The organism is Pseudomonas sp. 8Z, from assembly GCF_902506535.1.
Classification (GTDB): Bacteria; Pseudomonadota; Gammaproteobacteria; order Pseudomonadales; family Pseudomonadaceae; genus Aquipseudomonas.
This window is the reverse complement of the sequence record NZ_LR733825.1, coordinates 971,300-989,328: the sequence shown is the minus strand read 5'-3', so window position 1 is coordinate 989,328 and position 18,029 is coordinate 971,300. Positions and strand designations below refer to the sequence as shown.

The following is an 18,029-nucleotide window of genomic DNA, read 5'->3' as shown; positions in this document are numbered from 1 at the left end:
CACTTATGTACGACCCCTTCTTCACACCTTGTGCGAACTGCTGGCGCTGGCAGGGCTTTGTCTTGCGCTGTGCCTTACGCCCCGATGAGCCGCGCTTGTTCGATGTGCACGAGTGGCATGGTCGGCAGTTGGTGGCGCACGGTTTGCTCGATGCCTGGCGTGTATCGCGCATCACCTTCGAGTTGCTACTCGATAGCGCGAGTGATCCTGCGCTGCCCTGGCATTGGCGCTGTTTGTGCCTGGATCGCGCCTATCGCCCGTTATTGGTTCTGCAGCGTCTTGCGACCGATCTCAAGCGTCAGCACTGCCTGAATCGGCTGCGCAATCGCCTGGCGACTCTGCGCCTGGAACCCTCGCTCTCATTCAATGAATCGGCAGAAGGATATCCCTATGACTGACCCTCGCAATGACACCCGCATCGAACGTGACAGCATGGGGGAACTGGAGGTGCCGATGGCGGCCCTCTATGGCGCGCAGACTCAGCGCGCGGTGAACAATTTCCCTGTCTCTGGGCGGCGCATGCCGGCGCCATTCATTCGCACGCTGATTCTGGCCAAGGCTGCTGCTGCGCGCGCCAATGTGGAGCTGGAGCAACTGAGTCCGGCCATGGGCGATGCCATCGTCGCGGCCTGCCAGCAGTTGCTGGAGGGCGATTTCATGGCGCATTTCCCTGTGGATGTGTTCCAGACCGGCTCTGGCACCAGCTCCAACATGAATGCCAACGAGGTGATCGCGACCTTGGCTGGGCGCATCCTCGGTGAGGCGGTCAGTGCCAATGACCACGTCAACTGTGGGCAGAGCAGCAACGACATCATCCCCACCACCATCCACGCCAGTGCTGCCATCGAGCTGCACGAACAGCTCCTGCCGGCGCTGGGGCATCTGCTCAAGGTGTTGTGCGAAAAGTCGCTGGAGGTGCAGCCCTACGTGAAGACCGGGCGCACCCATTTGATGGATGCCATGCCGGTTCGCATGAGCCAGGTGCTCGATGGCTGGGGCCAGCAAATCCAGGCCAACATCGAACATCTGCGCGCACTGCAGCCCAGCTTGCAGGCTTTGGCACAAGGCGGCACGGCAGTCGGCACCGGGGTCAACGCCCATCCGCGATTCGCTGCGCAGTTCTGTCGTGAGTTGAGTGCGCTCAGCGGGGTGACCTTCAGCAGCGGGGGCAATTTCTTTGCGCTGATCGGTTCGCAGGATACCGCCGTGGCCATCTCTGGGCAGTTGAGGACGGTTGCTGTCTCGCTCATGAAGATCGCCAACGATCTGCGCTGGATGAACTCCGGCCCGTTGGCTGGGCTCGCCGAAATTGAGCTGGAGGCGCTGCAACCGGGCTCTTCGATCATGCCAGGCAAGGTCAATCCGGTGATCCCTGAGGCGACGGCCATGGTAGCCGCGCAGGTGATTGGCAATGATGCCGCCATCGCTATTGCCGGGCAGTCCGGCAACTTCGAGCTGAACGTCATGCTGCCGCTGGTGGCGGACAATCTGCTCGGCAGTATCCAACTGCTGAGCAATGCCAGTCGCTTGTTGGCCGACCGCGCGGTGGCAAGTTTCCGCGTCAATCAGCCGAAACTGAAGGAGGCGCTGGACCGCAACCCCATCCTGGTCACTGCTCTGAACCCGATTATTGGTTACCTCAAGGCTGCCGAAATTGCCAAGCAGGCCTACCGCGAGGGGCGGCCGATCATCGAGGTGGCTCTGCAGCACACGGATCTTTCGCGTTCGCAACTGGAGCAGTTGCTCAACCCGGAAAAACTGACCGAGGGCGGTCTCTGAGCGCCCATTGGGCGCCATGACTGCTGCCATGGCCTACAGGCCGAGGAGCTGGTAATGGAGCACTGGAAGAACACCATCGAGGCAGGCAACCGCTGTTTTGCCGAGGGCGATTGGGTGCAGGCGCGCGAACTCTACCTGCAGGCGCTGGCTGAGGCGCAGGTCTTGTTCGGGCGCTGGCGCGACCCTGACATGGCGGTTGCCGCATTCGTCATTTCCCACCACAACCTGGCTGACTTGCACCTGATGCTCGGCCAGTCGGAGGCGGCAGCGGATAACCTCTGCGCGAGTCATGAGCGGTTGCTGCAGACGCTGGCCGATGTGCAACAGCCTGAGGCCTTGCGTGACGCTGCGCTGCATCACAGCAGCCGTACCTATTTCCAACTGCTGCAGTTCATTGCCGAGCATGGCGCGTTTCCGCGCACCGATCGTCTGCTCGGTGCTGCGCAGCGCTATGCCTCTCGCCGCTGCGCTACCGACGCTGTCGGTCACGGGCGTCACTATCACTGAAGGAGAACCGCCATGCCGCACAGCTTGCCAGCTTTGCCTTATGCCTACGACGCCCTGGAGCCGCACATCGATGCGCAAACCATGGAGATCCATCACAGCAAGCATCACCAGACCTACATCAATAACCTCAATGCGGCTCTGGAAGGTACGGTATACGCCGAAGAGCCTGTGGAGACGCTGCTGCCGCGCCTGGCCGAATTACCTCAGGCGCTGCATGGCGCCTTGATCAATCAGGGCGGCGGTCATGCCAATCACACGCTGTTCTGGGCGGTGATGTCACCGCGCGGGGGCGGCGTGCCTCAAGGGGAGCTGGCGGCGGCCATCGACAGCCAACTCGGTGGTTTCGATGCATTCAAGGAGGCCTTCACCAAGGCAGCATTGACGCGCTTTGGTAGCGGCTGGGCATGGCTTAGCGTAACGCCTGAAAAAACACTGAGCGTGGAAAGCAGCGCCAATCAGGACAGCCCTCTGATGCATGGCAACACGCCTATCCTCGGTCTGGATGTTTGGGAGCACGCCTACTACCTGCGCTACCAGAACCGTCGCCCGGAATACATCGGCGCCTTCTACAACGTCATCGACTGGACCGAAGTAGCGCGCCGATACCGGCAGGCATTGAGCTGAATGGGTAGATATTGACCGTTATGCGAAGCCTGCTGACTACCTTGCCCGGCCTCAATGGTCGGGTCATGCGCTATTTGCTCGGTGGCACCATTATCTTCTGTGGTGGGTTGCTGCTTTTTATCCAGGCGGCAGTATTGATCGACCAGAGTGTGCAGCCGCAGTTGATGCGTGCATTGCAGGCCGGTTTGCTATGCGCAACGGGTACGGCCTTGGGCGCGATACCGGTGCTATTTATGGGCGAGCTTTCTCAACGCTGGCGCGACAGCCTGCTTGGTTTCGGCGGTGGCGTCATGCTGGCCGCCAGCGTGTTCTCCTTGCTGGTGCCAGCGCTGGATGTAGCGGGCGAGCAAGGCTTTACGCCTTGGGGCGCGGCTGGTCTGGCCAGTATTGGCCTGCTGTTGGGGGCGTTATTGTTGCTGGGCTTGGGGCGCTGCCTGGATGACTGGCAGCGGTTACCGAATCTTTATGCGCAGATGACGCCGGGCGTAGTGCTGTTCGTCATTGCCATCATGCTGCACAACGTGCCAGAAGGCATGGCTGTCGGAGTGGCGGCTGGGGCCGGGCTAAGCGGCGCGGATGGCCTGGCGATCGGCATTGCCTTGCAGGACGTACCTGAAGGTTTGATCGTCGCTCTGGTGTTGGCTGGTGCAGGCATGAAGCGCGGTAGCGCGGTGTTGGTAGGCGCTGCTTCCGGTCTGGTCGAACCGCTGTTCGCGGTTATCTGTGCCTGGTTGGTTGGCGTATCGCAGGTGCTCTTGCCTTGGGGGCTGGCGCTGGCGGCGGGGGCCATGTTGTTGGCCGTGGTTCATGAAATCATTCCTGAATCGCACGGCAATGGTTATCGCAGCGATGCCAGTCGGGCTCTGGCGATGGGATTCTGCTTGATGATGGTGCTGGACACTGCCTTGGCCTAGTTGCCTTTGGCTGTGTGCCGCAGCTTTATTCGCCTTCGTCGAAATAGTTTTCGATCAGCGCGACCAGGGCGGCCATGGCTTCTTGGTCCTGCTCGCCTTCGGTATGCAGGTGCACGTTGGTGCCCTTGCCAGCGGCCAGCATCATCACGGCCATGATGCTCTTGCCGTCGACCAGGCTCTCACTGCTGCGACCGATACGCACCTGGCAGGCAAATTGGCTGGCGACGCCGACGAACTTGGCTGCCGCGCGGGCATGCAGGCCAAGCTTGTTGATGATGGTGATTTCGCGGTTTGGCATCGCGTCGGAAGTTCCTTAGCTGAGGTCGCGGTGACGAACCTGAATGTTCTTTAGTGACCGCTTTAGTGCTTCGCTCAAGCGACTGGCCAGATAGACCGAGCGGTGATGACCACCGGTACAGCCAATGGCGACGGTCACGTAAGCACGATTGCTTGCGGCGAAACGCGGTAGCCATTTGTCCAGATAGGCAAGGATGTCCTGATACATCTCCTCGACTTCCGGCTGAGCGGCGAGGTAGTCGATAACCGGCTGATCGAGCCCGGAAAAGTCGCGCAGTTCAGGTTTCCAGTAGGGGTTGGGCAGGCAGCGCGCGTCGAACACCAAATCAGCGTCCACGGGCATGCCGCGCTTGAAGCCAAAGGATTCGACGAGAAAGGCTGTGCCCGTCTGGGCCTGGCCCAACAGGCGCAGCTTGAGGGTGTCGCGCAGTTGATAGAGGTTCAGGCGAGTAGTGTCGATTCGCAGGTCGGCGAGGTCGATTATCGGGGCCAGCAGTTGCGTCTCGTAGGCGATGGCTTCGGCCAACGAGCGATTGTCGTTGGTTAGCGGGTGGCGCCTGCGGGTTTCCGAGAAGCGTTTGAGTAAGGTGTCGTCTTCGGCATCGAGGTAGAGCACCTCGCAGCGGATGCCGTGCTTGTTGACCTCGCTCAGTAGCTCTGGAAAACGGCGTAACTGGCTAAGCAGGTTGCGGGCGTCTATGGAGACCGCGACCTGCGGTAGCATCAGGTCGCTATGCGGCAGGAATCGTTCAGCCAGATCCGGCAGCAGGCTGGCCGGCAGGTTGTCGATGCAATAAAAGCCGTTGTCTTCGAGGACATCGAGGGCGGTGCTCTTGCCTGAGCCGGAGCGACCACTGACGATGATCAGGCGCATGGTCATTGACCGTTCTGGATATCCACGACGACCTGATAAAGCGCGTCGCTGGTCGGTGCCTGGCGCAGGCGCTCGCGGACGTCCTGGCGGTCGAGCATGCTGGCGATCTGGCGCAGGAGTTCGAGGTGGGCGTCGGTAGCAGCCTCCGGTACTAGCAGCACGAACAGCAAATCCACCGGGGCTCCGTCGATGGCGTCGAAGTCGACCGCCGTATCGAGGCGCAGCAGAGCACTGATCGGGGCGCTGCAGCCAGCTAGGCGGCAGTGAGGAATGGCGATGCCATTGCCGAAACCGGTAGAACCGAGTTTCTCGCGGGCAATGAGGCTTTCGTAGATGTCCTGGTTGTCCAGGTCGGAGAGATCGCGGGCAACCAGGCTGGCGATCTGTTCGAGCACGCGCTTCTTGCTGCCGCCCGGCACGTTCACCAGGGAACGGCCGGGGGTCAGGATGTTTTCAAGTCGGATCATGGAGGGGAAATGTCAGCGGGCTGTAGCGCCTTGCAGGCGGTCGAGCTGCTTTTCCTTGTGCTTGATGAGTTGACGGTCGAGTTTGTCGGCCAGCAGGTCGATTGCAGCGTACATATCCGTATGCTCAGCGTTGGCGACAACCTCACCGCCGGCAACGTGAAGGGTGGCTTCGATCTTTTGCTTGAGCTTCTCGACCTCCATGATCACCTGAACATTGGTGATCTTGTCGAAGTGGCGTTCCAGTCGGCCCAGTTTCTCGCCGATATAGTCACGCAGGGCGTCGGTCACATCCAGCTGATGTCCACTGATGTTGACTTGCATACCGCTTTCTCCTTGTTGCCTTGTGTAAGTGGTGGGCCAGAAATCGGCCCACCGCCGGAACACCGTGGCCTGCTCGCGTGTGCGATCAGTCTGTCTTGCTTACATCAGGCGCTTGCGTTCACTGGACGGCGCGATACCGAGAGACTCGCGGTATTTGGCAACCGTCCGACGGGCGACCTGGATGCCTTGTGCTTCCAGTAAACCAGCGATCTTGCTGTCGCTCAACGGCTTTTTCGCGTTTTCTGCGGCGACCAGTTTTTTGATGATCGCGCGGATCGCGGTGGACGAGCATTCGCCGCCTTCGGAGGTGCTGACGTGGCTGGAGAAGAAGTATTTCAGCTCGTAAATACCGCGCGGCGTATGCATGAACTTCTGTGTAGTAACACGCGAGATGGTCGACTCGTGCATGCCCACCGCCTCTGCGATGTCATGCAGCACCAGCGGTTTCATTGCCTCGTCGCCGTAGTCGAGGAAGCCGCGCTGATGTTCGACTATCTGCGTGGCCACCTTCATCAGGGTCTCGTTGCGGCTTTGCAGGCTCTTGATGAACCAGCGTGCTTCCTGCAACTGGTTGCGCATGAAGGTGTTATCGGCGCTGGAGTCGGCGCGTTTGACGAAGCCTGCGTACTGCGCATTGACGCGCAGGCGCGGCATGGCTTCTTGGTTCAGCTCCACCAGCCAGCGCTCGTTGTGCTTGCGCACGATCACATCTGGCACCACGTACTCCGGCTCGCTCGACTCAATCTGTGAGCCTGGGCGCGGGTTGAGGCGCTGGATCAGATCGATGACCTGCTTGAGCTCGTCTTCCTTGAGCTTGGTGCGGCGCATCAATTGGGCATAGTCGCGGCTGCCGAGCAGTTCCAGATGATCACTGACCAGGCGCTGGGTTTCGTTCAGCCAGGGCGTACTGGCAGGCAATTGGCGCAACTGCAGCAGCAGGCATTCGCGCAGGTTGCGCGCGCCGATACCGGCTGGTTCGAACTGCTGGATGCGGTGTAGGACGACTTCCACTTCATCGAGTTCGATGTCCAGCTCAGGGTCGAAGGAGTCGGTGACTTCCTCGAGGGTTTCTTCGAGGTAGCCATCGTTGTTGATGCAGTCGATGAGGGTGGAGGCGATCAGGCGATCCTTGTCCGACATCGGCGCCAGGTTGAGTTGCCAGAGCAGGTGGCTCTGCAGGCTTTCGCCACCGGAAGTACGCGTGGTGAAGTCCCACTCGTCATCGTCATTGCTGGGCAGGCTGCTGGCGCTGGTCTGGTAGATGTCTTCCCAGGCGGTATCGACAGGTAGTTCATTGGGAATGCGCTCGTTCCATTCGCCATCTTCCAGGTTGTCCACGGTCGGTGTGGTTTCCTGAAAGCTGTCTTCCTTGGGCTGAGCTGGGGAGGCGCTTTCCGCGCCGTCGGCCATCGGATCGCTGTTATCGAAGTCGTCGCCATCTTCCTGGCGCTCGAGCATGGGATTGGATTCCAGTGCCTCTTGGATTTCCTGCTGAAGATCCAGGGTCGACAGTTGGAGGAGGCGGATAGCCTGTTGCAGCTGCGGTGTCATCGTCAGCTGCTGGCCCATCTTGAGGACTAGCGAAGGTTTCATTGCAGACCTTAATTTACTGGCGAGTTACGCCTTCCACATCAGGGCGCCGAAGCGCCGCCAGGAAGCAAATTATATGCCTGAAAATCGCTCGTTTGCCTAGGGGTTGCCTTATTTCTGTAATGCAAATCCGAGCGATTTACAGGCGGAACTCGTGCCCCAGGTACACATCTTTTACCGTCTGGTTGGCGAGGATGGTTTGGGCGTCGCCTTCGGCGATTAGCTGACCGTCATTGACGATGTAGGCTGTCTCGCAGATGTCCAGGGTCTCGCGCACGTTGTGATCGGTAATCAGGATGCCGATGCCCTTGGCCTTGAGGTGGTGGATGATCTGTTTGATGTCGCCCACCGAAATCGGGTCCACACCAGCGAAGGGTTCGTCGAGCAGGATGAACTTGGGATTGGTGGCTAGGGCGCGGGCGATCTCCACGCGGCGTCGTTCGCCGCCTGACAGGCTCATGCCCAGGCTGTCGGCAATGTGGTGGATATGGAATTCCTGCAGTAGGTTTTCCAACTCCGCCTGGCGACCGGAACGATCCAGGTCTTTGCGGGTTTCGAGAATGGCCATGATGTTGTCGGCCACCGACAGTTTGCGGAAGATCGAGGCTTCCTGAGGCAGGTAGCCAACGCCTGCTCGGGCGCGGCCATGCATGGGTTGGTGGCTGACGTCGAGGTCGTCGATCAGGACGCGCCCCTGATCGGCGCGTACCAGGCCGACGATCATGTAGAAGCAGGTGGTCTTGCCTGCGCCGTTGGGGCCGAGTAGGCCGACAATCTGCCCGCTTTCGATATTCAGGCTGACATCACGTACGACCTGGCGACCTTTATAGCTCTTGGCCAGGTGCTGAGCTTTGAGAGTGGCCATTACTGCTGTTGATCCGCGGGCTTGTTCTTCGGTTGGATAACCATGTCGATGCGTGGGCGCGGCATGCTTACATTGTTACCGGTGGCGCGGCCTGCGTTGACGATCTGGCGGCGGGTGTCGTAGACGATCTTCTCGCCTTCGAAGGTGTTGCCTTCCTGAATCACCTTGGCTTGGTCGATCAGTACGATGCGCTCATTGCTGGCGAAGTACTGGATGGTTTTGCCGTAGGCCTTGACGATTTCCTTGTCCACCGCAGGCTTCTGCTCGTAATAGGCCAGGTTGCCTACCGAGGTGAAAACGTCAACGTCGCCGCTGGCAGTCTGCGTGATGGTGACGGTATCACCGGTGATTTTCAGGGTGCCCTGAGTGATGACTACGTCGCCGCGATAGACCGCCACGCCCTGCTTGTCATCCAGTTCAGCCGTATCGGCCTGAATGCGGATCGGCTGGTCGCGATCGGAGGGCAAGGCCCAGGCGGCCGCGCTTCCCAATGCGGCGCCGAGGCTGAAAATCAGGGGGAGGGTATTAACGAACCTCATGCTGGCCTCTTACGTTGGACTGCAGGATCATCCTGCCGTCATTCAAGTACGCTTTCATTCCTTGTGCCGTGGTCACCCCATTGGCCGCGACGATTCTAACGGCTTGCTCGGTCTGCGCATATTCCTTGTCAGGAATCACGGTCATGCGGCTGCTGGTGATGATGGTCGGACGATTCTTGGCGTCGGTACGGGCGATGCGTACATCGTCGATCAATTCGACTTCGTTGCCGCCCGGGGACACTTCAGCGCGTTGGCTGGTGACTTTCCAGGGCAGTTCGGTGCCGCGGTAGAGATCCAGTTTGGGGTTCTCGACCTGGGTAATGTCGCTACTCTTGATGTGCTCAAGCTTGTCGGCAGTCATGCGGTAATGCAGTTTGCCGTCGTCTTGAAACTGTACGGTATGGGCGCCGACGGCATAGAAATCAACGATATCGTCACTGCCCGCCTGCTGTGCGGTGCGCGCGTTTTCCGGCGCGATATTCCAGTAGCCCAGTGCGCCGACCAGTACGGCGATCAGGGCGAAAATCAGGAGGTTGAGTGCTTTGCGCGGCATGCTGTGCCCTACAGGTAAGCGGCTTGGGCCGCATCTAGCGTGCCTTGGGCGCGCATGATCAGTTCGCAAAATTCGCGGGCGGCGCCTTCGCCGCCGCGAGCTTGGGTCACGCCGTGAGCGTGCTGACGCACGAAGCCATCGGCGCTTGCCACTGCCATGCCGAGGCCGACCCGACGAATGACTGGCAGGTCCGGCAAATCATCACCGAGATAAGCGACTTGCTCATAGCTTAGGCCGAGTTCGGCGAGCAGGCCGTCGAGTACGACGAGTTTGTCTTCGCGTCCCTGAAACAGGTGCTGGATACCAAGGTTGTTGGCGCGGCGCTCGACTACTGGTGTCTTGCGGCCACTGATGATGGCGGTGCGTACCCCTGAGGCCATCAGCATTTTGATGCCATGGCCGTCTAGGGTGTTGAAGGTCTTGAACTCGCTGCCGTCTTCGAGAAAGTACAGGCGGCCATCGGTCAGGACGCCATCGACGTCGAATACGGCCAGTTTCACGTCACGAGCACGCTGCAACAAACTATTCATCACATCACTCCTGCGCGTAGCAGATCGCCGAGATTAAAGGCGCCAACCGGGCGATCTTCTTCGTCGACCACCACCAAGGCGCTAATCTTGTTGTCTTCCATGATTTTCAGGGCCTCTGCCGCGAGCATTTCTGCATGCACGGTCTTACCGTGGGCGGTCATGACCTCATCGATTTTTGCGTCACGCACGTCGATGCCTTTGTCCAGCGCCCGGCGTAGGTCGCCATCGGTGAAGATGCCGGCCAGGCGGCCATCGCTTTCCAGTACGGCAGTCATGCCCAGGCTCTTTTGGGTCATTTCCAGTAGGGCGTCACGCAGGCTGGTGCCGCGCTGTACCAAGGGCAGTGTGTCACCGGCGTGCATGACGTGCTCCACTTTGAGCAGCAGGCGACGACCCAGGGCACCGCCTGGATGGGAGAACGCAAAGTCTTCGGCAGTGAAGCCGCGGGCTTCCAGTAGGGCGATGGCCAGGGCGTCGCCCAGTACCAGGCTGGCTGTGGTGGAAGAGGTGGGCGCCAGGTTCAGTGGGCAGGCTTCCTGCGAAACACGGGCATCCAGATTGACCTCAGCGGCCTTGGCCAGCGGCGATTCCGGGTTGCCGGTCATACTGATCATTTGGATGCCGAGGCGCTTGATCAACGGCAGCAGGGTGACGATCTCGGCGGTGCTACCGGAGTTAGAAAGGGCCAGGACGATGTCGTCACGGGTAATCATGCCCATGTCGCCGTGGCTGGCTTCGGCCGGGTGTACGAAAAAAGCCGCTGTACCGGTGCTGGCCAGGGTCGCGGCGATCTTGTTGCCAATGTGCCCGGATTTGCCCATGCCCACTACAACCACGCGACCCTTGGCTTGCAGGATCATTTCGCAAGCTTTGACAAAGTCGTTATCGATGCGCGGCAGCAGTTCCTGCACCGCGTCGATTTCCATGCGGATGGTGCGGCGGGCTGTTTCGATCAGGTCGTGGCTCTTATTCATGGGAGGGCGTTAGCTGCTTCTTGCGAAAAAGGCGGAGATTATACCGATAAAGCGTGTCCTGCTCACCTTCTACAAAATGTAGATTGGCTCGCAAAGCTGTCGCGAATCTGAACGTGAAAAACCGGCATGCTGGGCCCTTTGTATGGCAAATGCTATAGTCCGCGGCCATTTCAGCCATCCAGTAGCTGTGTCTCCATGCATGGGAGGTGGCGTCTGCCAGGAAGGCTTGAATTTCAAAGGAGTCTAGATGAGCGCCGAACACGATTACGCAATTGAGCTGCAAGGCGTCAGTTTCCGGCGTGGTGCGCGTGCGATTTTCGACAACGTCGATATCCGTATTCCGCGCGGCAAGGTCACCGGCATCATGGGGCCGTCTGGTTGCGGTAAAACGACGTTGCTGCGGCTTATTGCCGCCGAACTACGGCCTTCTGCCGGTGATATTCGAGTCGCCGGGGTAAGCCTGCCCACGTTGTCGCGTGAAGCGCTGTTCGACATGCGTAAACAGATGGGCGTGCTGTTTCAAAGTGGTGCGCTGTTCACCGATCTTGATGTGTTCGAAAACGTCGCCTTTCCCCTGCGCGTGCACACCCAGCTCCCGGAAGAAATGATTCGTGACATTGTGCTGCTCAAGTTGCAGGCCGTTGGTCTGCGTGGCGCCATCGAGCTGATGCCCGATGAGTTGTCTGGTGGCATGAAGCGCCGTGTGGCCCTGGCGCGTGCTATCGCTCTAGACCCGCAGATTTTGTTGTATGACGAGCCTTTCGTCGGCCAGGACCCTATTGCCATGGGTGTTCTGGTACGGCTCATTCGCCTGCTCAATGATGCGTTGGGCATTACCAGTGTGGTGGTCTCGCATGACCTGGCTGAGACCGCCAGCATTGCCGATTACATTTATGTGGTTGGTGATGCTCAGGTGTTGGGTCAGGGAACGCCGACCGAGCTGATGAACTCCGATAATCCACGTATCCGTCAGTTCATGAAGGGAATTCCTGATGGGCCGGTGCCGTTCCATTATCCGGCGACTGATTACCGCGATGATCTATTGGGGAAACTGTAATGCGTAGGACTTCTCCACTAGAACGGCTGCGCCTGTTCGGCCGCGCGGGTATCGATGTGGTGGCGACGTTGGGGCGCTCGGTGCTCTTTCTCGCTCATGCTGTCTTCGGGCGTAGCAGTGCCGGCAAGCCATTGCAGCTACTGATCAAGCAGCTTTACTCGGTGGGTGTGCTGTCGCTGGCGATCATCGTGGTGTCCGGCGTCTTTATCGGCATGGTGCTGGCGCTGCAGGGTTACAACATTCTGGTCAGCTATGGTTCTGAGCAGGCGGTTGGACAGATGGTCGCTCTTACGCTGTTGCGTGAGCTGGGGCCGGTGGTCACGGCCTTGCTGTTCGCCGGGCGTGCCGGTTCGGCACTGACCGCCGAGATCGGCAATATGAAGTCCACCGAGCAGCTCTCCAGTCTGGAGATGATCGGTGTCGACCCGCTCAAGTACATCGTCGCGCCGCGCCTGTGGGCAGGTTTCATTTCCATGCCACTGCTGGCGATGATTTTCTGCGTGGTGGGTATCTGGGGTGGGGCCATGGTCGCCGTGGACTGGCTCGGGGTCTACGAGGGCTCGTTCTGGGCCAATATGCAGAACAGTGTTTCTTTTTATGACGACGTGCTCAATGGCGTGATCAAGAGCATCGTCTTCGCATTCGTGGTGACCTGGATCGCGGTGTTTCAGGGTTACGACTGCGAGCCCACGTCCGAGGGTATCAGCCGTGCCACCACACGTACTGTGGTGTACGCCTCGCTGGCCGTGCTTGGGCTGGACTTCATTCTGACCGCTTTGATGTTTGGAGATTTCTGATGCAAAACCGCACGCTGGAGATTGGTGTCGGCTTGTTCCTCTTGGCTGGACTGCTGGCTTTGCTGCTTTTGGCCCTGCGGGTTAGCGGCCTGAGTGTCGGTGCGGCCGGAGATACCTATAGGGTCTACGCCTACTTCGACAACATCGCCGGGCTGACCGTGCGCGCCAAGGTGACCATGGCTGGTGTGACCATTGGCAAGGTAACGGCCATCGATCTGGATCACGACAGTTATATGGGGCGCGTGACGTTGGAGCTCGATAGCCATGTCAACAACCTGCCGGATGATTCCACGGCGTCGATCCTGACAGCGGGGCTGCTCGGTGAGAAATACGTCGGCATTAGCGTTGGTGGTGACGAGGCGGTGCTCAAGGAAGGCAGCACCATTCATGACACGCAGTCTGCGCTGGTGCTGGAAGACCTGATTGGCAAGTTCCTGCTCAATTCGGTCAATAAAGACGAAGCCAAGTGATGAGGGCCCCAAACATGCTCAAGACCCTACGCAATTCCCTGCTGGCTGTGCTTGCCTCCCTGCCGTTGCTGGCATTGGCTGCGCCGAGCGCTCATGAAGTGGTGCAGCAAACCACCGATAAGCTGCTGACCGATCTCAAGGCTAACAAGGAGCAATACCGCAGCGATCCTGCCGCTTTCTATCAGGCCCTGAATGACATCCTTGGCCCGGTGGTCGATGTCGACGGCATTTCGCGCGGCGTCATGACCGTGCGTTATTCGCGTAAGGCATCGGTGGAGCAGATGACCCGTTTTCAGGAGAACTTCAAGCGTGGCCTGATGCAGTTCTATGGCAATGCGCTGCTTGAATACAACAATCAGGATATTCGTGTGCTGCCTGCCAGTACGGGAACGGATGCTGAGCGCGCGTCGGTGAACATGGAAATCCGCGATGGTAAGGGCGTGGTTTACCCGCTGTCCTATACCATGGTGGCGCAGGATGGCACTTGGAAGATGCGTAATGTGATCATCAACGGCATTAACATCGGCAAGTTGTTCCGTGACCAGTTCGCACAGTCCATGCAGAACAATCGCAATGATCTGGACAAGGTCATCGATACCTGGGTTGATACCGTGGCCAAGGCCCGTGAGGCCAGGAGCGAGTCGTGAGTCAGGCTGCCATCGTCGAGCGCGTTCCAGGCGAGCTTGTTCTCAGTGGTGTAATCGACCACGCCAGCGGGCCGCTCTTGCGTGAGCAGGGGCGGCGACTCATTCAAGGTGGTACTACTGCGCTGGTGCTCGATTGCAGTGCTATCAGCAAGTCCAACAGTGTTGGCCTTTCGCTGTTGCTGGCCTTCATGCGTGATGCGCGTCAGGCCGGTCGTGAACTGCATATTCGCGCCCTGCCTGAAGAGCTGCGTGAAATGGCGCAGGTCAGTGCGTTGCTTGAGTTGCTGCCGATCGCTTCATGAAATCGTGGAGGGCTTGGCAGCCCTCCGTCAGTGGCATGTTGCGCGGGGTTCGCAGTCGATGGGCTTTTTTGTATGATGGCCGACCCGCGGGCCCAGGGCCCAACTGCGTCAATCGAGGTCGAGCATGCAGGCTGCAGAAGTGAAAAGCCTCCTAGAGGCAAAACTCCCGAATACCCAGGTGGAAGTGGAAGGTGAAGGCTGCAACTTCCAGCTCAACCTGATCAGTGACGAGCTGGCCGCTCTCAGCCCGGTCAAGCGTCAGCAACAGATTTATGCCCACCTCAATGCCTGGATCGCCGATGGCAGCATCCACGCGGTGACCATGAAATTCTTCAGCCAGGCCGACTGGGCCGCGCGTTCCTGAGCCTGCGGGCGACGAGACTCCTATGGATAAACTGATCATTACCGGCGGTGTTCGCCTAGACGGTGAAATTCGCATCTCCGGTGCCAAGAACTCCGCACTGCCGATTCTGGCTGCCACGTTGTTGGGTGACGAGCCTGTCACCATTTGCAACCTGCCACACCTGCATGACATCACCACCATGATCGAATTGTTCGGTCGTATGGGGATCGAGCCGGTGATCGACGAGAAGCTGGCTGTCGAGGTTGACGCCCGCGCGATCAAGACCCTGGTTGCGCCCTATGAGCTGGTCAAGACCATGCGTGCCTCGATTCTGGTGCTTGGGCCGATGGTGGCGCGTTTTGGTGAGGCCGAAGTAGCGCTGCCCGGCGGTTGCGCCATCGGTTCGCGGCCGGTCGATCTGCACATTCGTGGTCTTGAAGCCATGGGTGCGAAGATCGACGTGGAAGGCGGCTATATCAAGGCTAGAGCGCCGGAAGGCGGTCTGCGTGGCGCGCACTTCTTCTTCGATGTGGTCAGCGTCACCGGTACCGAGAACATCATGATGGCCGCCACCCTGGCCAAGGGGCGCAGTGTGTTGGAAAACGCTGCGCGCGAGCCGGAAGTGGTCGATCTGGCCAACTGCCTGATCGCCATGGGCGCGAAGATTCAGGGCGCCGGTACTGACACCATCATCATCGATGGTGTTGAGCGTCTGCACGGTGCGCGTTTCAATGTGATGCCCGACCGTATCGAAACCGGTACTTACCTGGTGGCCGCAGCGATCACTGGTGGTCGGGTCAAGCTCAAGGACACCGATCCTTCTACCCTGGAGGCTGTGCTGGCCAAACTGCAGGAAGCTGGTGCGGACATTACCACCGGGCCGGACTGGATCGAGCTGGACATGAAGGGCAAGCGCCCCAAGGCTGTCAACCTGCGCACCGCGCCGTACCCGGCATTTCCCACCGATATGCAGGCGCAGTTCGTTGCACTGAACGCGGTGGCCGAAGGCACCGGTACTGTGATCGAAACCGTGTTCGAAAATCGCTTCATGCACGTCTACGAGATGCTGCGCATGGGCGCCAACATCCAGGTCGAGGGCAACACCTCCATCGTCAACGGTGTTGAGGCGCTCAAGGGCGCGCCGGTGATGGCGACTGACCTGCGTGCTTCGGCGAGCCTGGTGCTGGCCGCGCTGGTGGCTGAGGGTGATACGCTGATCGACCGCATTTACCACATCGACCGTGGTTACGAGTGCATTGAAGAGAAGCTGCTGTTACTCGGCGCCAAGATTCGCCGCGTGCCGGGCTGAAGACCTGTAACTGGCTGCGCGCCTGCAGAACGCAGGCGCTAGCTTGCGAGGTTGTAAGCAGGTCTGGTGTTTGTCGCCATTGTCGTAGGGCCGCTCCGTTTTGGCGCGGTCGCTTCCGCTCAAGGAAACCGTTTCATGCTGACCATTGCCCTGTCCAAAGGCCGTATTCTCGATGACACCCTGCCACTGTTGGCGGCGGCTGGCATTGAGCCGACCGAGAATCCGGACAAGAGCCGCAAGCTGATCATCCCGACTACTCAGGATGACGTGCGCCTGCTGATCGTGCGCGCCACTGACGTGCCCACTTATGTTGAGCATGGCGCTGCCGACCTCGGTGTCGCCGGCAAGGACGTGCTGATGGAGTACGGCGGCCAAGGCATCTACGAGCCGCTGGATCTGCAGATCGCTCAGTGCAAGCTGATGACGGCAGGTAAGGTCGGCGCGGCGGAGCCTAAGGGGCGTCTGCGCGTGGCCACCAAGTTCGTCAATGTTGCCAAGCGTTACTACGCCGAGCAGGGCCGCCAGGTCGATATCATCAAACTGTACGGCTCGATGGAGTTGGCACCGTTGGTGGGGCTGGCCGACAAGATCATTGATGTGGTCGACACCGGCAACACTCTGCGTGCCAATGGGCTGGAACCACAAGAACTGATCGCCACCATCAGTTCGCGCCTGATCGTCAACAAGGCTTCGATGAAGATGCAGCACGCGCGCATCCAGGCGCTGATCGAAACTCTTCGTGGCGCCATCGAGGCGCGACACCAAGGCTGATTCCTTACCGCGACTTCTGGTCGCGGCAGCCTATCCGTGTCATAGCCAAATTCTCAGGTGCCCGCACGGTGGGCTTGCTACTCTAGCGGCGCCTGATTCGCTATCACACGAGGCTTAGCCATGACTGCTCCAATCGCCATACGCCGACTCAACGCCGCTGACCAGGACTTCGCCCGACATCTGGATCATCTGCTGAGCTGGGAGAGCGTGTCCGACGATGGCGTCAATCAGCGCGTGCTGGAAATTATCCAGGCCGTGCGTGAGCGCGGCGACGCGGCTCTGGTTGAGTACACCCAGCGTTTCGATGGTCTGGAGGTCGCCAGCATGGCCGACCTGATCCTGCCGCGCGAGCGTCTGGAATTGGCCCTGACCCGTATCAGTCCGGCTCAGCGTGAGGCGCTGGAAGTCGCTGCCGAGCGCGTGCGCAGCTACCACGAGAAGCAGAAGCAGGATTCCTGGCGCTACACCGAGGCCGATGGCACGGTGTTGGGGCAGAAGGTCACCCCGCTGGATCGTGCCGGTCTGTACGTGCCGGGCGGCAAGGCCTCCTATCCGTCTTCGGTGCTGATGAACGCCATCCCGGCCAAGGTGGCCGGTGTGCCCGAGGTGGTGATGGTGGTGCCGACGCCGCGTGGCGAGATCAACGAGATCGTCCTGGCTGCGGCCGCCATCGCCGGTGTCGACCGCGTGTTCACCATCGGTGGTGCCCAGGCCGTCGCCGCGCTGGCCTATGGCACTGAGAGCGTGCCACCGGTGGACAAGATCGTCGGCCCCGGCAATATCTACGTGGCTACCGCCAAGCGCCATGTGTTCGGCAAGGTCGGCATCGACATGATCGCCGGGCCGTCGGAGATTCTCGTGGTGTGCGATGGCCAGACCGATCCTGACTGGATCGCCATGGATCTGTTCTCCCAAGCCGAGCACGACGAGGACGCCCAATCGATCCTGGTCAGCCCGGATGCCGCCTTCCTTGATCGCGTGGCTGCAAGCATCGGAGAACTGCTGCCGACCATGGAGCGTGCCGAGATCATCCGTACCTCGCTGGAAGGTCGGGGCGCGCTGATCCAGGTGGCCGACATGGAGCAGGCCATCGAGGTGGCCAACCGTATTGCGCCGGAACACCTGGAGCTGTCGGTGGCCGATCCGGAAGCCTGGCTGCCCGAGATTCGTCACGCCGGCGCCATCTTCATGGGCCGTTACACCGCAGAAGCCCTGGGCGACTACGTGGCTGGGCCGAACCATGTGCTACCGACCTCCGGTACCGCGCGTTTTTCCTCGCCGCTGGGGGTGTACGACTTCCAGAAACGCTCGTCGATCATCTTCTGCTCGCCGGATGGTGCGTCGGAGCTGGGCAAGAGTGCTTCGGTTCTGGCCCGTGGCGAGTCGCTGACCGCGCATGCGCGCAGCGCTGAATACCGAATCAAGCCTTAAGGCTTGCGTAGGGTGGACAACGCTTCGCTTGTCCACCGCTATGCATAAGACAACTCAAGCATTCGAGG

24 protein-coding genes are annotated in these 18,029 nt (G+C 59.9%); 14 read left to right on the top strand and 10 right to left on the bottom strand.

Annotation, left to right across the window (positions count from 1 at the left end; translation table 11 throughout):
* The first annotated feature begins 5 nt into the window (after nucleotides 1-5).
* The 5 genes from AERO9A_RS08770 to AERO9A_RS08750 are packed head-to-tail and all read left to right on the top strand — an operon-like array spanning nucleotide 6 to nucleotide 3,824.
* Nucleotides 6-398, top strand: a complete 393-nt coding sequence (locus AERO9A_RS08770; RefSeq protein ID WP_159971514.1) for a FagA protein — start codon at nucleotides 6-8, stop codon at nucleotides 396-398.
* Nucleotides 391-1,779 (top strand): lyase family protein, encoded by a 1,389-nt coding sequence (locus tag AERO9A_RS08765; protein ID WP_159971513.1) that lies wholly within the window; start codon nucleotides 391-393, stop codon nucleotides 1,777-1,779. The genes AERO9A_RS08770 and AERO9A_RS08765 overlap by 8 nt, the downstream gene beginning before the upstream one ends.
* Before the next feature lie 54 nt (nucleotides 1,780-1,833).
* Entirely contained in the window at nucleotides 1,834-2,286 is a 453-nt protein-coding gene (locus AERO9A_RS08760; protein WP_256665882.1) for a hypothetical protein, read from the top strand.
* Nucleotides 2,287-2,298: 12 nt separating this feature from the next.
* Nucleotides 2,299-2,910 (top strand): superoxide dismutase, encoded by a 612-nt coding sequence (locus tag AERO9A_RS08755; RefSeq protein ID WP_159971512.1) that lies wholly within the window; start codon nucleotides 2,299-2,301, stop codon nucleotides 2,908-2,910.
* 20 nt (nucleotides 2,911-2,930) lie between these two features.
* Entirely contained in the window at nucleotides 2,931-3,824 is an 894-nt protein-coding gene (locus AERO9A_RS08750) for a ZIP family metal transporter (RefSeq protein ID WP_159971511.1), read from the top strand.
* Nucleotides 3,825-3,849: 25 nt separating this feature from the next.
* Here AERO9A_RS08750 and AERO9A_RS08745 read toward each other — a convergent pair whose 3' ends face one another.
* The 10 genes from AERO9A_RS08745 to AERO9A_RS08700 all read right to left on the bottom strand — a co-directional run bounded on the left by AERO9A_RS08745 (nucleotide 3,850) and on the right by AERO9A_RS08700 (nucleotide 10,834).
* Entirely contained in the window at nucleotides 3,850-4,122 is a 273-nt protein-coding gene (locus AERO9A_RS08745) for an HPr family phosphocarrier protein (RefSeq protein WP_159971510.1), read from the bottom strand.
* 15 nt (nucleotides 4,123-4,137) lie between these two features.
* Nucleotides 4,138-4,995, bottom strand: coding sequence for an RNase adapter RapZ (rapZ, locus tag AERO9A_RS08740; RefSeq protein WP_159971670.1), 858 nt, complete (start codon nucleotides 4,993-4,995; stop codon nucleotides 4,138-4,140).
* Nucleotides 4,996-4,997: 2 nt separating this feature from the next.
* Nucleotides 4,998-5,462: a PTS IIA-like nitrogen regulatory protein PtsN gene (gene ptsN / locus AERO9A_RS08735; protein ID WP_159971509.1), complete on the bottom strand. Its 465-nt coding sequence runs from the start codon at nucleotides 5,460-5,462 to the stop codon at nucleotides 4,998-5,000.
* Nucleotides 5,463-5,474: 12 nt separating this feature from the next.
* Nucleotides 5,475-5,783, bottom strand: a complete 309-nt coding sequence (gene hpf / locus AERO9A_RS08730) for a ribosome hibernation-promoting factor, HPF/YfiA family (RefSeq protein WP_159971508.1) — start codon at nucleotides 5,781-5,783, stop codon at nucleotides 5,475-5,477.
* A gap of 99 nt (nucleotides 5,784-5,882) precedes the next feature.
* A complete protein-coding gene (locus tag AERO9A_RS08725) occupies nucleotides 5,883-7,376 on the bottom strand; it encodes an RNA polymerase factor sigma-54 (protein ID WP_159971507.1) in 1,494 nt (497 codons plus the stop codon).
* Between the two features lie 136 nt (nucleotides 7,377-7,512).
* Nucleotides 7,513-8,238, bottom strand: coding sequence for an LPS export ABC transporter ATP-binding protein (lptB, locus tag AERO9A_RS08720; RefSeq protein ID WP_159971506.1), 726 nt, complete (start codon nucleotides 8,236-8,238; stop codon nucleotides 7,513-7,515).
* The gene (lptA, locus tag AERO9A_RS08715; protein ID WP_159971505.1) at nucleotides 8,238-8,777 is read right to left on the bottom strand and encodes a lipopolysaccharide transport periplasmic protein LptA; all 540 of its coding nucleotides are present in this window, start codon (nucleotides 8,775-8,777) and stop codon (nucleotides 8,238-8,240) included. Before lptA ends, lptB begins: the two co-directional genes overlap by 1 nt.
* A complete protein-coding gene (gene lptC, locus AERO9A_RS08710) occupies nucleotides 8,764-9,330 on the bottom strand; it encodes an LPS export ABC transporter periplasmic protein LptC (RefSeq protein WP_159971504.1) in 567 nt (188 codons plus the stop codon). Before lptC ends, lptA begins: the two co-directional genes overlap by 14 nt.
* Before the next feature lie 8 nt (nucleotides 9,331-9,338).
* A complete protein-coding gene (locus AERO9A_RS08705) occupies nucleotides 9,339-9,860 on the bottom strand; it encodes an HAD family hydrolase (protein ID WP_159971503.1) in 522 nt (173 codons plus the stop codon).
* Nucleotides 9,860-10,834: a KpsF/GutQ family sugar-phosphate isomerase gene (locus tag AERO9A_RS08700; RefSeq protein WP_159971502.1), complete on the bottom strand. Its 975-nt coding sequence runs from the start codon at nucleotides 10,832-10,834 to the stop codon at nucleotides 9,860-9,862. Before AERO9A_RS08700 ends, AERO9A_RS08705 begins: the two co-directional genes overlap by 1 nt.
* A 247-nt stretch (nucleotides 10,835-11,081) precedes the next feature.
* Here AERO9A_RS08700 and AERO9A_RS08695 point away from each other — a divergent pair, with 247 nt between their 5' ends.
* The 9 genes from AERO9A_RS08695 (at nucleotide 11,082) to hisD (ending at nucleotide 17,961) form a co-directional block, all read left to right on the top strand.
* Nucleotides 11,082-11,891: an ATP-binding cassette domain-containing protein gene (locus AERO9A_RS08695; protein WP_159971501.1), complete on the top strand. Its 810-nt coding sequence runs from the start codon at nucleotides 11,082-11,084 to the stop codon at nucleotides 11,889-11,891.
* A complete protein-coding gene (gene mlaE / locus AERO9A_RS08690) occupies nucleotides 11,891-12,688 on the top strand; it encodes a lipid asymmetry maintenance ABC transporter permease subunit MlaE (RefSeq protein ID WP_159971500.1) in 798 nt (265 codons plus the stop codon). The genes AERO9A_RS08695 and mlaE overlap by 1 nt, the downstream gene beginning before the upstream one ends.
* On the top strand, nucleotides 12,688-13,158 hold the full coding sequence (gene mlaD, locus AERO9A_RS08685) for an outer membrane lipid asymmetry maintenance protein MlaD (RefSeq protein ID WP_159971499.1): 471 nt from the start codon (nucleotides 12,688-12,690) through the stop codon (nucleotides 13,156-13,158). The genes mlaE and mlaD overlap by 1 nt, the downstream gene beginning before the upstream one ends.
* Nucleotides 13,159-13,172: 14 nt before the next feature.
* A complete protein-coding gene (locus AERO9A_RS08680) occupies nucleotides 13,173-13,805 on the top strand; it encodes a phospholipid-binding protein MlaC (protein WP_159971498.1) in 633 nt (210 codons plus the stop codon).
* On the top strand, nucleotides 13,802-14,107 hold the full coding sequence (locus AERO9A_RS08675) for a lipid asymmetry maintenance protein MlaB (RefSeq protein WP_159971497.1): 306 nt from the start codon (nucleotides 13,802-13,804) through the stop codon (nucleotides 14,105-14,107). Before AERO9A_RS08680 ends, AERO9A_RS08675 begins: the two co-directional genes overlap by 4 nt.
* A 124-nt stretch (nucleotides 14,108-14,231) precedes the next feature.
* Complete coding sequence (locus AERO9A_RS08670) at nucleotides 14,232-14,471, top strand: BolA family protein (protein ID WP_159971496.1); 240 nt, start codon at nucleotides 14,232-14,234, stop codon at nucleotides 14,469-14,471.
* Nucleotides 14,472-14,493: 22 nt separating this feature from the next.
* Entirely contained in the window at nucleotides 14,494-15,759 is a 1,266-nt protein-coding gene (gene murA / locus AERO9A_RS08665) for a UDP-N-acetylglucosamine 1-carboxyvinyltransferase (RefSeq protein WP_159971495.1), read from the top strand.
* A 135-nt stretch (nucleotides 15,760-15,894) separates the two neighbouring features.
* A complete protein-coding gene (hisG, locus tag AERO9A_RS08660; RefSeq protein ID WP_159971494.1) occupies nucleotides 15,895-16,530 on the top strand; it encodes an ATP phosphoribosyltransferase in 636 nt (211 codons plus the stop codon).
* A 120-nt stretch (nucleotides 16,531-16,650) separates the two neighbouring features.
* Nucleotides 16,651-17,961: a histidinol dehydrogenase gene (hisD, locus tag AERO9A_RS08655; protein ID WP_159971493.1), complete on the top strand. Its 1,311-nt coding sequence runs from the start codon at nucleotides 16,651-16,653 to the stop codon at nucleotides 17,959-17,961.
* Nucleotides 17,962-18,029: the final 68 nt, after the last annotated feature.